The organism is Sphingobium sp. GW456-12-10-14-TSB1, from assembly GCF_059424385.1.
The window spans coordinates 467,943-481,602 of sequence record NZ_JBWKZI010000001.1; the positions used below are offsets into that span (position 1 = coordinate 467,943).

A 13,660-nucleotide genomic window follows, 5' to 3' on the forward strand; every position below is an offset into this window, starting at 1 on the left:
ATGGACTTTATTTCCATCCTGTCGGTTTTCGTGCTGGCATGTTTTGTCGGCTATTATGTGGTGTGGTCGGTGACGCCGGCGCTCCATACGCCGTTGATGGCGGTTACCAACGCCATTTCGTCGGTCATCATCGTGGGCGCGCTGGTCGCGTCGGCGGAGGCGGGGAGCGCTGCGGCCAAATATCTGGGCCTGCTGGCGGTCGTCTTTGCATCGGTCAACATCTTCGGCGGCTTTGCGGTCACCGAGCGGATGCTGGCGATGTACAAGAAGAAGGAGCGCAAGTGATGCATGAGATCGCACAGATCCCATGGGGCGTGAGCCTGGCCTATCTGGCCGCGGGCGTCCTGTTCATCCTGGCGCTGCGCGGGCTGTCCAGCCCGGCGACGAGCCGTCGTGGCAATCGCATGGGCATGATCGGCATGGCGATTGCGGTCGCCACCACACTCTACACCCATGATGTGGTGAGCCTGCCCGAAATCATCGGTGCCATCGTCATCGGCGGCGGCATCGGCTTCATCATCGCGCGGCGGATCGCGATGACGGACATGCCGCAGCTGGTGGCGGCGTTCCACAGCCTCGTCGGCATGGCCGCCGTCCTGGTCGGCGCGGCCGCCTTCCTCAATCCCGGTGCCTTCGGGATTTTGGACGTAGTGACCGGCGAAATCCACAATGCCAGCCGCATCGAAATGGGGCTGGGCGTGGCGATCGGCGCGATCACCTTCTCCGGCTCGGTCATCGCCTTCCTCAAGCTCAACGGCAATATGTCGGGCAAGCCGATCATGCTGCCCGCCCGCCACCTCATCAACCTTGGCACGCTGGCCGCGATCCTGGGGCTGATCGGCTATTTCGTGACCGACCAGAGCTCGTGGATATTCTGGACGGTGACGGCGCTGAGCTTCATCATCGGTTTCCTGCTGATCATCCCGATCGGCGGGGCAGACATGCCGGTCGTTGTGTCGATGCTCAACAGCTATTCGGGCTGGGCCGCCGCGGCGATGGGCTTTACGCTGGGCAACAGTGCGATGATCATCACCGGCGCGCTGGTGGGCTCTTCGGGTGCGATCCTGTCCTACATCATGTGCAAGGCGATGAACCGCAGCTTCATCAGCGTCATCGCGGGCGGCTTTGGCGCCGATGCGGGACCGGCGGGCGCAGGCGGGCCAGTGATCGACCGCGCCTACAAGCGTGGATCGGCCGAGGACGCCGCGTTCCTGATGAAGCAGGCCGACAGCGTCATCATCGTGCCGGGATACGGCATGGCGGTGAGCCAGGCGCAGCATGCGCTGCGCGAGATGGGCGACCTGCTGAAGGCCGAAGGGGTGAAGGTCAAATATGCGATCCACCCCGTCGCGGGCCGTATGCCGGGCCATATGAACGTGCTGCTGGCCGAAGCGAATGTCTCCTATGACGAGGTATTCGAACTGGAGGACATCAACAGCGAGTTCGCCCAGGCCGACGTCGCCTTCGTCATCGGCGCGAACGACGTCACCAACCCGGCGGCCAAGACCGACAAATCGTCGCCCATCTACGGCATGCCCATTCTGGACGTCGCCAACGCCAAGTCGGTGCTGTTCGTCAAGCGATCCATGGGCGGGGCTGGCTATGCCGGCGTCGACAATGAAGTCTTCTACATGGACAACACCATGATGCTGCTCGCCGACGCCAAGAAAATGGTCGAGGAAATCGTCAAGGGGCTGGCGCACTGATAGCGACCTTATTTCCCGTCATTCCAGCGAAGGCTGGAATCTCTCTTTTCTTTCGCTATCAGGCAGAAGAGAATTGAGATCCCGGTTTTCGCCGGGATGACGGGATAGGGGTGACAATGCACAAACTTGGCCTGATCGGCGGTCTTAGCTGGACGTCAACCGCCCGCTATTATGAGATCATCAACCAGGCGGTGCATCGTGCGCGTGGCGGGCAGCATAGCGCGCCGCTGCTGATCGAGAGCCTGGACTTTGCGACCGTTGCGGCCTGCACCAGCGATGAGGAATGGGACAGCGCGGCGGACGTGCTGATCGCGGCGGCGCGGCGGCTGGAGACGGCAGGCGCGGGCGCGCTGCTGATCTGCGCCAATTCGATGCACCGCGTCTATGACCGGGTGCAGGGCGCGGTGCATGTGCCCATCCTGCATATCGCCGAGCGCGTCGGCAAGAAGATGCAGGCCGACGGCGTCGAAAAAGCCGCGCTGATCGGTACGCGCAACGTGATGACCGAGAAATTCTACCGCCAGCGGCTGGTTGCGCATGGCGTGTCGCTGCTGCCCCCCGACATGGAACTGGCCGACCGGATCGACCGCATCGTCTATGACGAGCTGACTGTCGGCAAGATCAGCCGCGAATCCGAACGCTATATGAAGTCGGAAATGACCGACATCGCCAAGCAGGATGTGCAGGCGGTGGTGCTGGCCTGCACCGAGCTGGAACTGATCGTCGACGTAAAGGCCAATGTGCTACCGATCTACGACTGCACGTCGATCCATGCCATGGCCGGGGTCGAGTTCATCCTGGGCTAGAGGGACAGCCTTCAGTCAGGCTGCCATCCTCCAACAGTCAGATCATCGCTGCGTCGGGATCGGTAAAGACCTGGACATGAGGGTGGGGCAAGGCGCTCCCTGTTGCCAGGGAGGCGCGCCGGCACTGCCTTAGCGAACCGCCGTCCATGTCTGCGTCTTGCAGAAGAAGGCGATGCAGCCCTGGACTTTCAGGGTGCCATCGGCGTTGCGGCTGATTTTGGACGTGTAGCTTTTGCCGCTTTCCGGGTCGTAGATCGTGCCTTTCCAATGACTGCCGGCGTCGCCAAAGCCGGTCAGCAGGGGCAGGCCCACCAGCGGGCGGGAGCGCAGCGCCGGGTCGGCATTTTCGACATCGGTATTCGGGCGGCCCGGCGTGGGTTTTAGGATTTTTTCGATTTTGCCGCAGAGGCTTTTGCCGCACTGGGCGATGTGGACGATGGCTTTGGCCTCGACCGTGGCCCAGCGACCTATGACGGGCTGCGCGGCATAAGCGGGCAGGGTGATGGCCGTGGTCAGGGCGGCAAGGGCGATGGTGGCAGCTTTCATGCGATCCGTTTCTCCATATCTTTTGCCCGAAGATATGCCGCAAATCGCGACGCCCGCCACCGCCTTTTTTGGCGGAAGCGGGCGTTTTGGTTGGGAACGCTACGGCAGCGGGCCGCGGCGCGCCTGAATTTTCAGAAGGCCGTGCTGATCGAGCAGGCCGCCGGACCCAGGATGACGACGAACAGGGTCGGCAGAATGAAGAGAATCAGCGGCACGGTCATGATCGCGGGCAGGCGCGCGGCCTTTTCTTCGGCGCGCATCATGCGCTCATGACGGAATTCGGCGGACAGCACGCGCAGCGCCGAAGCGAGCGGGGTGCCGTATTTTTCCGTTTGGATCATGGTGGTCACCACGCCCTTGACCGCGTCCAGCTTGACGCGGGTGGCGAGATTTTCGAACGCCATGCGCCGTTCGGTCAGGAAGCTGAGTTCAATCGCGGTCAACTGAAACTCGTCGCCAAGTTCAGGATAGGCCTTGCCCAGTTCGCGCGCCACGCGGTTGAAGGAGGCATCGACGGTCAGACCGGCTTCGGCGCAGATGACCAGGAGGTCGAGTGCGTCGGGCAACCCCTTGCGGATCGCGGCGGAGCGCTTCTGCACCTTGTTGTCGATGAAGATGTCAGGGGCTTTGTAGGAAAGCAGCAGCGCGATCGCGAAGGCGAAGAACCGCTTCACCGGCCCCCATTCCGGCTGGATGCCGACGCCATAGAGCAGCAAGGCCGCTGCGCCGCCGATGACGATCGGCATGATCATGCGGCCAAAGATGACGGCGACGGCCATGTCCTTTGACCGGATACCGGCCTGCGCCAGACGGATTTGCGCGTCCTTGAGCTGGTCGTCCTGCAGAACCTTCAGGCTCGACAGGAAGGAGCGCATATGGTCCGTCGTCTGGTTGCGCTGGACAAGCTTTGCGCGACGCTTGGCGGTCGATGCGGTGATGCCAGCCTTCAACTGTTCGCGGCGATCGTTAAGCGCCTTGACCCGCTTGGCCATCGGATCGCGCACGGTCATGATCGCATAAAGGGCGAACAGCATCGCAAGCGTCGCCAGCGCGGCGAGCAAGGTGCCAAAATCGGTGGCGGTCATGCCGAAAAGTGTGCCGGCAGGGGTAGGGGCGTCCATGTCTCTTATCCCCGATCAGATTTCAAAATTGACCATCTGGGCCATGATGAAGGCGCCAATCGCCATCCAGCACATGCCCCCGATGCCGATCACCTGCATCAGCGAAAGCCCGAAAATGCCCGCCGGATCGGGCGTGAAGAAGGGGCTCATATAGTTGAAGTTGATGTAGCAGATCATGAAGAATACGAGGAAGGGCAGGCAGCCGATAATGTAGGCGGACGCCTTTGATTCCGACGACATGGCGCGGATCTTGAGCTTCATCTGCGCGCGCTGGCGCAGCACGGTGGCAAGGTTCGACAGGGTTTCAGCCAGGTTGCCGCCGGTTTCCCGCTGGATCGCGAGCGTGATGACGAAGAACTGGAATTCGGGCGTGCCGAGGCGATCGGCGGTTTCCTGAAGCGCCTGCTCCATCGTCTTGCCGATCTTGATCCGTTCCGTGATGAGCTTGAATTCCTCGCCTACTGGCCCAGGAATTTCGCTCGACACGATGCCCAGCGTTTCGGCGATGGGGAGACCGGAGCGCAGGCCGCGCGTCAGCAGTTCAAGCGCGTCGGGGAATTTGGCGTTGAAGCGGTTGATCCGCTGCTTGATCAGGCGGCTGACCCACCAGTGAGGCAGGAACAGAGCGGCGGCCATGCCGACCATGACAGCCATGAGGAACGGAAAGCCGCGCACCATAAGGAACGCCGACAGTACCAGGAATATGCCCGCGCTGGCGGTCATATACTGGCTGAGCGTCCATTTCTTGCCGGTCATCCTGATCCGCTTGGTCAGATTTTCCGGATTGGGGATCAGCGACACCAGCATCTTGGCTTCGGCGCCAGTCGAACGGTTCGAAATGGCCTTGCGCATCCGCGCTTCCAGCAGTGCTTCTGCCGAATCGCTGTGACGGCCGCGGATCATCGCGACCCGGCGCTTGCGCGCCTTTTCCGGCGACGGACCGGCGAACGCTATGATGGCCATGCCCAACATGGTTGCCACCAAAACCGTTTTCAGGATGAAATTGCCGTCCATCTGTTCGCCTATTCCCCAGTCATCGCCGCCGCCCGGTCAGGCGGCAGACGCGATCAATCTTCCAGTGCGGCCGTCTTGGCCTTGCGGCGAGAGGGCATCATGTTGCGGAAGTCGCCGATCTTGCCGAGCAGGGAGTCGCCCTTCTTGCGCGGTGCCGCAGCGCCGGTGGCGCCATCGCCCGCATCGCCCGCGCCAAGCACCTGGTCGAGCAGGGCGGTGCAGGCTGCGCCGACCTTGCTGCCCTTGGCAGCTTCGGCCAATGTCTTGCCGAGCTTTGCCGCCTGCGCGCCGACCCGCAGGTCGAACGGGATGAGGACATCGACCTTGCGTTCGATCGAGGTTTCGAAATCCTTGCGGCTGATTTCGGGCGAGCCGGGATGGACGCGGTTGGCGACCACTAGCACGCGCGATTGCGGTGCGTTGCTCTTGAGCCAGGACAGGATGCGGATCGTGTCGCGTGCCGCCGCCAGCGTCAGTTCGGTCACGACCAGCGTGACTTGCGCGTCGGTCATGAGATGCGGATGCTGGATCAGCATGTTGCGCGGCAGATCGACGACGCTGCATTCAAACACCTGCCGGAATTCTTCCAGCAGTTGATAGAAGGCGCCGCCATCGGTCATCATCGGCTGGCTGATGGGGGCTTCGGCAGACAGGATCGCCAGCGTGTCGCTCGCCCGCACCATGGCGCGTTCGATGAACAGGCCGTCGATGCGGCTGGGATTGTCGATCGCGTCGGTCAGGCCACGCCCCGGTTCCAGGTCCATCGCCAGCGCATTGGTGCCGAAATGGACGTCGAGGTCGAGCAAGGCGGTCGGACGCTTCTTCTTGTCCGAGAGCATCCATGCCAGCGAGGTGGCGATGCTGGACGCGCCCACGCCGCCGCGCGTGCCGATGACCGCAACGGTCATGTGCGGGCGTTCGGGCGCAGCGTCGCGCGGGGCCATGAACACGGCCTGCGCATTGGCCAGCGCGTCGCGCAACTGGTCGGCGCCAAATGGCTTGAGCAGATAATCCTGAATGCCGCTGGCCACCAGATCGCGATAGAGGCGCACGTCATTGACCTGGCCCGCCGCGATCACGACGGTGCCGGGTTCGCACACTTCCGCCAGGCTGTTGATGTCGTTGAGCGGATCACCGCTTTCGGACATATCGACGAATAGGATTTGCGGCGATGCAGTGATCGACAGGCTCTGGACTGCGTTGCGCATCCCGCCCTTGTTCACCTTTTCCGGTGCCCAGCCCAGTTCGGCGCACACCGAACGGATCAGATCATAGCTGTGATCGTCGCAGACGAAGGCGTGAAACGGATCACGCTGACCAGTGAAACCGGGTTTCCATGGGGCGTTCATGTTACTGGCCTCCTGCTGACATCTGCTTGAGATCGCCAGCGCCCGTTGGCGGCTTGTCGCGATAGGTGGAAATGGCGCGGTTCGACGTGGCCGTACGCAGATTGCTGTCGGTGCCCTGACCCCGGACGAGGTCTTCGGGATTGGCGACCATCGCGGCCAGATTGCTGTTGGTGCCGCAGCCGAAATTGGACGTGGTGCCCAGATTCATGTCGGTTTCCTGCTTGCTGCTCCAGTCGGGGCAGCCAGGGACGCTGGCGGTGGCGCGGCGCACGATCAGGCGGACGCTGCCCTGGGGCGCATCGCCAGCGGCGGCGGAACTATCCTCTGCGACCAGCAGGCCGTGACGGGCGACGACATCGGCGATGCCCTCGCGAATGCCGGGACTGTAATAGCCAGCATCCGTGACGATCGCGACCTGATCGCCATAGCCAAGCCCGATCGAGGCGAACCAGTCGTTGAGACGACCTGCTTCATAGGCGGACAGCGAGTCGCCGCTGGCCTGCACGTCGAACGTGTAGGCGGCATAGCTGACAACCGGCTGATGCACCGATTCGACGCTGCGATTGGGGCTGTCAGTGACACATCCGGCGAGCGGCAGCGCCAATATGGCGAGGGCGGTGAGAGTCTTGGCGGACAGATAGGTCATGTCTTTGGTCCTTCCGTCAGAAGCTGAAACCGGGGGCAGCTTTGCCGGGCTTGCCCGGCTTTGCGACCGGCGCGGCGGCGGATGCCTGCGGGCCGGGGGTAACCGGCGTGGGCGATCCGGGCGCGCGGCGCGGCATTTCGCCCTGCTTGCCACTGATCCCGTCATTGCCCTGCTGGAGCAGCAGCCCCTGACCGATATTGGCGTTGCGGAAGCCGTCGGTCGGCAGGCGCACGTCCGATGCGTTCATCGGCTTCACCAGATAGGGGGTGACGACGATGACCAGTTCGGTTTCGCTGCGCTGGAACTGGCGCGACTTGAACAGGCTGCCCAGGATTGGCAGGTTGCCGATGCCCGGCACCTTGTTGATGCCGTTGCTGGTTTCATTGTTGAGCAGGCCCGCAATCATGAAGGCCTGACCCGAACCCAGCTCCACCGTGGTTTCGGCGGTGCGGCTTTTCAGCGCAGGGACGTTGGCGTTCAGCGTGAAATCCAGGCTCGACACCGTCGGGCGGACCCGCAGCGAAATGCGGCCGTCGGCCAGCACGGTCGGCGTGAAGGCCAACTGTACGCCATATTGCTTGAATTCGATGCTGTTGCCCTGCGTGCCATTGCTGACCGTGTAGGGATATTCGCCGCCCGCCAGGAAGCTGGCGGTTTCACCCGATAGCGCGGTCAGGTTGGGCTGCGCCAGCGTGGTGGCAAGGCCGCTCGATTCGGCGAGGTCCAGCGCACCGGCGATGTCCATGCCCAATATGCGAGCAACGCCGCCAAGGCTGTAGCTGCCGTCGCTAGGGTTGTTGAAAGTCCAGGTCTGGCCTGCAGCTGTCGTGGACTGAGTAACGAAGTTGCGTGTGCCGCCTCCGATACTGCCCAGCACCTTGCCACCAGACGTATCCAGGCTGGAGAAATTCGTGCCGATCTTGTGACCCACATCCTTGGCGACTTCGGAAATCTTGACCTGGAGCATCACCTGCAACGGCGTAGCCATGCGCAGGCGGCTGACCACGGTGGTTTCCTTGCCGACGAAGGCCTGCGTCAGCCGTTCGGCTTCGGCGGCATCTTCGGGCGCCTGGATGGTGCCGGTCAGCAGGACCATGCCGTTCATCTTGTTGACCGCGATGTTCGCGCCGGGCATCGCCAGGCGGAGCATGTCATCGATGCTGGTCAGGTTGGTGCCGACGCGAACCGTGCCGGAAAACAGCACCTTGCCGTTTGGGGCGGTGGCGAACACAGTGGTTTCGCCTGCCTTCTTGGCAATCAGGTAAAGCTGGTTCTGCGAGCGGACATGGACGTCGACCACTTCGGGATTGCCGATCACCACGTCGGACATCTTGGCGCCCAGGTTGACGACACGGCTGCCGCCGACCGACATGAGGATCGCATTGTCCTGTGCGCTGGACGGTGCGGCGTTGACGGCCGTTCCGGGCACGGCGGTCATGGCTACGGCCAGGCCGAGCGCGATCGCGGGTCCGGCGACCTTGCGCCCGGACATCTGGAGCATCGACTTCATCTTACTTCCCCCCGACCGGAACTTCGGTCACGTTGGTGCCGCGGGCGACGCGGATGACCGGGCCGCTGACGGCAGCCGGTGCGGTAATCTGGGCGCCGGTGCCAGCCATTGCCGCGCCGTTTTCGGCCTTGGCCGGGACCGAGCTGCGCTGGTAGCGCGACACGTCGGCGCCGGTCGAATAGGTGGAGCCGCGATCAATGGGGCGCGACGCGATCTTGGCGATGATCGCCTTTTCCGCGTTCGGGCTGGCGCCATCGGGCAGATCGACATCGGCACCGGCGATGGCAGCGTCCAGATCAGACGCGGTATCGGCGATCGAGCGCAGCGACATCGACAGGGAGCCGATGGTCTGGGCAACCGCGATCTTTTCCGCGATCTTGGGCGTCACTTCGATCGTGACGTTGGAATAGGTACGTACTTCCGGCTTGCCGTCCGCGCCCATCGCATCCATCCGCTGGTCAGTGGCAAGGACGCGCAGGTTGCGCAGGATGGTTTCGGAGACTTTGAGCGCTTCGCCATCGCCACCGCCCGCAACGCTTTGCGTCAGGACCAGGTCGATGCGGTCGCCAGGAAACACGAAGCCCGCGACCGAGCTTTGCGCCGAGACGGGAACGGTGACCGCGCGCATCCCTGCGCCAAGCGCTGCGGCCAGGAAGCCGCGATCGCCGGGCTTGACCAGGCCGCCCTGGGTCAGCGGCTGTCCGGCGGAAATGGCGGTGCGCACGACGCTGCCTGCCAGTTTCGCCGGATCGGCCTGACCTTTGAGATAATAGGCCTGTTCGATCAGATCCTTGGGCCAGGGCTGGAAGCGGAAGCTTTCAGCGTCCAGAATGGTGCCAACCGGCAAAGCCTTGGTCGCGACCAGCACATGGGGCTGATCGGCCTCAACGGGCATCGACGCAGCATTGACCTGCGGTGCGCTGGAGGAGCTCAACATGCTGCGGGCAAGCAAGGCCGTAGTGACCGCTATGATAAGCGCTCCTACCAGCAGCACGATTTTCTTGGCATCCATGACGAAATTCGCCTCCCTGTAATGGGAGCACTGCCCCCAGTGCTTCACTCATCACGTAAATTGGTTAAAATATCGTTGGCCACGGCAGCAGCCACAGCGCCGCGAGGGAAATCGCCACGCCATAGGGAATTTCAGGTTGTCCCAGCCTGTGGGTCATCTTGTGGTGGATGACGGTGACCAGCGTGACCACGCCGCCCAGCAGCGCCATGAGCACGACCAGCGACAATATCGCCTGCCACGGGAACCACAGCGCCAGCGCGGTCAGCAGCTTCACGTCGCCGCCGCCCATCATGCCTAGCGCGAACAGCGCGGCGAACAGGGTGAAGATGGCTGCGCCGACCAGCAGTTGCACCGCCATGTCGGGCCAGAGCGCATAGCCGTTTGCCAGCCACCAGAGCGGCGCGAGGGCCGCGACCGCCAGGTTGAGCCGGTTGGAGATGATGCGCGCACGCAAATCGGTAATCGCCGCAGCGATCAGCAGTGCGCCAAGGGCGCAGAGCAGTATGATTTTGAAATATTCCCCCGTCATGGGATTTGACCCTAGACCCGATGGCTTACCAAACCGTAACCATGGCCCGCATGGATTCGCCCCGCTTCACCTCGCCATCCTTTGACCGCCGCGCCTGGCCGATGGGCGGGCGGCTGGACTATTGGAGCGCGCCCGACGGCTGGCCGATCCGCCGCTATCAACTGGGCGATGGAACGCGGGGCCGGATGCTGGTGCTGGGCGGGCGCGGCGACATGATCGAAAAATATCTTGAGGTGGTCCTCCATTGGGCCGAACGCGGATGGGCGGTCACCACATTCGACTGGCGCGGGCAGGGTGGGTCGGGTCGGCTGACCGACGATCCGATGACTGGCCATATCGGCGATTTTGCCGACTGGATCACGGACCTGAAGGCGCTGGCGGTCGACTGGCGCGCGGAGGGAGATGGGCCATATGCGATGGTGGCGCACAGCATGGGCGGGCATTTGCTGCTGCGCGCGCTGGCCGAAGGGATGCCGGCGCCCGATGCGGCGGTGGCGGTCGCGCCGATGCTGGACGTGCATAGCGCGCCCTTGCCGCGATGGCTGGCCGTGGCCGTGGCGCGGGCGATGCTGTGTCTGGGCCAGGGCGCGCGGCAGGCCTGGACGCAGAAGGAAGGGTCCGAACGGCAGCGACGGATACGGCAGAAGCGGCTGACCCATGACCCGGACCGCTATGCCGACGAACTATGGTGGCGTGACCATAGCCGTGACATTGCGCTGGGGCCGCCAAGCTGGACCTGGGTCAGTCAGGCGCTGGAATCGACGCGGGCATTGGCCGAGAGTGATGCATTGGCGCGGCTTGCCGTGCCGCTGCTCATATTGGCGACTCGCGCCGACCAACTGGTGTCCACCCCGGCGATCCGACGCGTCGCCGCGCGGATTCCCGGTGCGCGACTGCATGTCTATGGGCGAGAGGCCGCGCATGAGATATTGCGCGAACTCGATCCTGTCCGGTTGGATGCGCTGCGGCGGATCGACGCCTTTCTGGACGAGATGGCGGCGTGAGCCATCCCGATATCGTTATTGTGGGTGGTGGCATGGCCGGGGCCAGCCTGGGCGCGGAACTGGCGGGAGAGGCGCGTGTCCTGCTGCTGGAGATGGAGGAGCGGGCCGGCTATCACGCCACTGGCCGATCCGTGGCGTTTTGGGAAGAAACCTATGGCGGCGCGGCGGTACAGCCTTTGACGACCGCGTCGGGGCCGTTGCTGAGCGTTCCCGACCCTGATTTTCATGACGGCAGCTTCCTGTCGCCGCGACGCACATTGCATGTCGGACGGGCCGGGGATGAAGGGCATCGCGATGCGCTGATGGCGGAATTTGCGGGCAAGGTGGTGCTGGAGCCTGTCGATCCTGCCGCGCTGGTGCCGGGGTTGCGGCCGGACTGGACCATGGGCGTCATGGAGGCGAGTTGTCAGGATATTGACGTGGCTGCGCTGCATCAGGCCTATTTGCGCCAGTTCCGGCGGCGCGGCGGCGAAGTGCGGCTGGCGACGCGGCTGAACGCGGCGCGCGCCGTGGGTGGTGGCTGGCAGGTGGAGACGCCGGACGGAGTGATCGCCTGCGCGATCCTGATCAATGCGGCGGGAGCATGGGCGGACGATGTAGCGCGCGCCAGCGGCGTCGCGCCGATCGGCTTGACGCCGTTGCGGCGGACGGTGGTGCAATTGGGCGTGCCATCCATGCCATCGCCCGACCTGCCGCTGATCATGGATCTGGCCGGGCAATTCTACTTCAAGCCGGAAGGGCAGGGGCGCGTCTGGCTGACCCCGCATGACGAGGCGCCATCGCCCCCGTGCGACGCTGCACCTGAAGAACTGGCGGTGGCGGAAGCGATCGCGCGGTTCGAAAAGGCGGTCGACTGGCCGATCGCGCGGGTCGAGCATGTCTGGGCGGGCCTGCGCAGCTTCGCGCCCGATCGTGCCCCGGTATATGGGTTCGACCCCGATAGGTCGGGCTTTTTCTGGTTCGCCGGGCAGGGCGGTTTCGGCATCCAGACCGCGCCCGCCGCCGCGTTGCTGGCGGCCGCCCGGCTGCGCGGGGAAGCCCCGCCGGAAAGCGTTGCAGGCATTGATGCGGATGCCTATTCTCCGACCCGGTTTCGCTGACGAAACGAATCTGGAGAACGGTACATGGCGCACAAGTTCGTGATCGAGAAGAACAAGGCCGGCGAGTTTGTCGCCAAGTTCAAATATAATAGCGAAACGATCTTCTGGACCGAAGGCTATAGCAGCAAGGCCGGCGCGAAAAACGCGATCGAGTCCGTGCTGAAGAACGGACCGGGCGCGCCGGTCGAAGAGGCGGAATAAGGCGGCTTTCGATTAGCCAGCAAGAGCGGTCATGCGCTTTGTCATTCCTCCCCTGCAAGGGGAGGGGGACCGCTGGCGTAGCCAGTGGTGGAGGGGTCTCTCTCTCGATAGCATGACACCCCTCCGTCTGGCCTGCGGCCAGCCACCTCCCCTGCAAGGGGAGGATCAGCTTCGGTCATCGCGCCAATATCCGGTCTGCAACTGGCGCGACCGCAACAAAAAAGCCGCCCGTTACGGGGCGGCTTTTCTGTTTGATCTCTGACGAAAGCTCAGGCTTCTTCTTCGGCCGGGGCTTCTTCGGTGAGCGCGGCGAGATCGCCGGGTTCAGCGTTGGGATCATAATCTTCGGTGAAGCCGGCTTCGTCCTTTTCGAACAGGTCGGCCATGACGTCGACGCCTTGGCTTTGCAGGTCGGCCTCTTCAGGCGAACGCGCCACGTTCACCTTGATGGTGACGGCGACTTCGGGGTGCAGCGCGACCTTGACGTCGAACACGCCGAGCGTCTTGATCGGGCGTTCCAGAACGACCATCGCCTTGGTGACGTTGGTGATGCCCTGTGCCTGCAGTGCTTCGATGATGTCGCGAACCGCAACCGAACCATAGAGCGCGCCAGCGTTGGATGACTGGCGGATCAGGATGATCTGCGTGCCATCAACGTTGCCGGCGGCTGCTTCGGCGTCCGAACGGCGAGCGGCGTTGTCGGCCTCGATCTTGGCGCGGTTGGCTTCGAACAGCTTCTTGTTGGCGCTGTTGGAACGCAGCGCCTTCTTGTTGGGCAGCAGGAAGTTGCGGGCGTAGCCGTCCTTGACGGTTACGACGTCGCCGATGGCGCCGAGCTTCTCGACACGTTCGAGCAGAATGATTTCCATGGGGCTTACTCCCTTACTTCACGATGTAGGGCAGCAGGCCCAGATGACGGGCGCGCTTGATGGCCTGGGACAGTTCGCGCTGCTTCTTGGCCGAAACGGCCGTGATGCGGCTGGGGACGATCTTGCCGCGTTCGGACACGAAGCCCTGGAGCAGACGAACGTCCTTATAGTCAATCTTCGGCGCATCCTTCGCAGCGAAGGGGCAGCTCTTGCGGCGGCGGAAAAATGGGCGTGCCATGATCTAGAT

The 13,660-nt window shown here is 63.5% G+C and carries 15 protein-coding genes and 1 pseudogene; 6 read left to right on the forward strand and 10 right to left on the reverse strand.

Annotated features, from left to right (window positions below):
- The 3 genes from AC07X9_RS02360 (at position 1) to AC07X9_RS02370 (ending at position 2,512) form a co-directional block, all read left to right on the forward strand.
- Positions 1-285 (forward strand): proton-translocating transhydrogenase family protein, encoded by a 285-nt coding sequence (locus tag AC07X9_RS02360; protein WP_006950157.1) that lies wholly within the window; start codon positions 1-3, stop codon positions 283-285.
- On the forward strand, positions 285-1,706 hold the full coding sequence (locus tag AC07X9_RS02365) for an NAD(P)(+) transhydrogenase (Re/Si-specific) subunit beta (RefSeq protein ID WP_017182058.1): 1,422 nt from the start codon (positions 285-287) through the stop codon (positions 1,704-1,706). The genes AC07X9_RS02360 and AC07X9_RS02365 overlap by 1 nt, the downstream gene beginning before the upstream one ends.
- A 116-nt stretch (positions 1,707-1,822) precedes the next feature.
- Complete coding sequence (locus AC07X9_RS02370; RefSeq protein ID WP_017182059.1) at positions 1,823-2,512, forward strand: aspartate/glutamate racemase family protein; 690 nt, start codon at positions 1,823-1,825, stop codon at positions 2,510-2,512.
- A gap of 129 nt (positions 2,513-2,641) precedes the next feature.
- On the opposite strand, the gene AC07X9_RS02375 is transcribed toward AC07X9_RS02370, so the two are convergent.
- The 8 genes and pseudogenes from AC07X9_RS02375 to AC07X9_RS02410 all read right to left on the reverse strand — a co-directional run bounded on the left by AC07X9_RS02375 (position 2,642) and on the right by AC07X9_RS02410 (position 10,239).
- Positions 2,642-3,058: a DUF2147 domain-containing protein gene (locus AC07X9_RS02375; RefSeq protein WP_017182060.1), complete on the reverse strand. Its 417-nt coding sequence runs from the start codon at positions 3,056-3,058 to the stop codon at positions 2,642-2,644.
- A gap of 131 nt (positions 3,059-3,189) precedes the next feature.
- Entirely contained in the window at positions 3,190-4,179 is a 990-nt protein-coding gene (locus AC07X9_RS02380; RefSeq protein ID WP_026002207.1) for a type II secretion system F family protein, read from the reverse strand.
- Between the two features lie 15 nt (positions 4,180-4,194).
- Positions 4,195-5,193: a type II secretion system F family protein gene (locus AC07X9_RS02385; RefSeq protein ID WP_086485435.1), complete on the reverse strand. Its 999-nt coding sequence runs from the start codon at positions 5,191-5,193 to the stop codon at positions 4,195-4,197.
- A 53-nt stretch (positions 5,194-5,246) separates the two neighbouring features.
- Positions 5,247-6,542 (reverse strand): Flp pilus assembly protein ATPase CpaE, encoded by a 1,296-nt coding sequence (locus AC07X9_RS02390; protein ID WP_017182064.1) that lies wholly within the window; start codon positions 6,540-6,542, stop codon positions 5,247-5,249.
- Between the two features lies 1 nt (position 6,543).
- On the reverse strand, positions 6,544-7,188 hold the full coding sequence (locus AC07X9_RS02395) for a CpaD family pilus assembly protein (protein WP_017182065.1): 645 nt from the start codon (positions 7,186-7,188) through the stop codon (positions 6,544-6,546).
- 16 nt (positions 7,189-7,204) lie between these two features.
- Positions 7,205-8,698 carry a type II and III secretion system protein family protein gene (locus tag AC07X9_RS02400; RefSeq protein ID WP_086485436.1) on the reverse strand — a complete coding sequence of 498 codons (1,494 nt, stop codon included), beginning with the start codon at positions 8,696-8,698 and terminating at the stop codon, positions 7,205-7,207.
- A gap of 1 nt (position 8,699) precedes the next feature.
- Positions 8,700-9,710 (reverse strand): Flp pilus assembly protein CpaB, encoded by a 1,011-nt coding sequence (gene cpaB, locus AC07X9_RS02405; RefSeq protein WP_017182067.1) that lies wholly within the window; start codon positions 9,708-9,710, stop codon positions 8,700-8,702.
- Positions 9,711-9,761: 51 nt separating this feature from the next.
- Positions 9,762-10,239: pseudogene (locus AC07X9_RS02410) on the reverse strand (A24 family peptidase).
- Positions 10,240-10,280: 41 nt separating this feature from the next.
- Between AC07X9_RS02410 and AC07X9_RS02415 the strand changes: the two are divergent.
- The 3 genes from AC07X9_RS02415 to AC07X9_RS02425 are packed head-to-tail and all read left to right on the forward strand — an operon-like array spanning position 10,281 to position 12,544.
- Complete coding sequence (locus tag AC07X9_RS02415) at positions 10,281-11,243, forward strand: alpha/beta hydrolase (protein WP_026002209.1); 963 nt, start codon at positions 10,281-10,283, stop codon at positions 11,241-11,243.
- Positions 11,240-12,343: an NAD(P)/FAD-dependent oxidoreductase gene (locus AC07X9_RS02420; RefSeq protein ID WP_017182069.1), complete on the forward strand. Its 1,104-nt coding sequence runs from the start codon at positions 11,240-11,242 to the stop codon at positions 12,341-12,343. The genes AC07X9_RS02415 and AC07X9_RS02420 overlap by 4 nt, the downstream gene beginning before the upstream one ends.
- Before the next feature lie 24 nt (positions 12,344-12,367).
- Positions 12,368-12,544: a YegP family protein gene (locus tag AC07X9_RS02425; protein ID WP_017182070.1), complete on the forward strand. Its 177-nt coding sequence runs from the start codon at positions 12,368-12,370 to the stop codon at positions 12,542-12,544.
- A 269-nt stretch (positions 12,545-12,813) separates the two neighbouring features.
- Here AC07X9_RS02425 and rplI read toward each other — a convergent pair whose 3' ends face one another.
- Both rplI and rpsR read right to left on the reverse strand, forming a co-directional pair.
- Positions 12,814-13,413, reverse strand: coding sequence for a 50S ribosomal protein L9 (rplI, locus tag AC07X9_RS02430; RefSeq protein ID WP_017182071.1), 600 nt, complete (start codon positions 13,411-13,413; stop codon positions 12,814-12,816).
- Positions 13,414-13,426: 13 nt separating this feature from the next.
- A complete protein-coding gene (gene rpsR / locus AC07X9_RS02435) occupies positions 13,427-13,651 on the reverse strand; it encodes a 30S ribosomal protein S18 (protein ID WP_006950194.1) in 225 nt (74 codons plus the stop codon).
- Between the last annotated feature and the right edge of the window lie 9 nt (positions 13,652-13,660).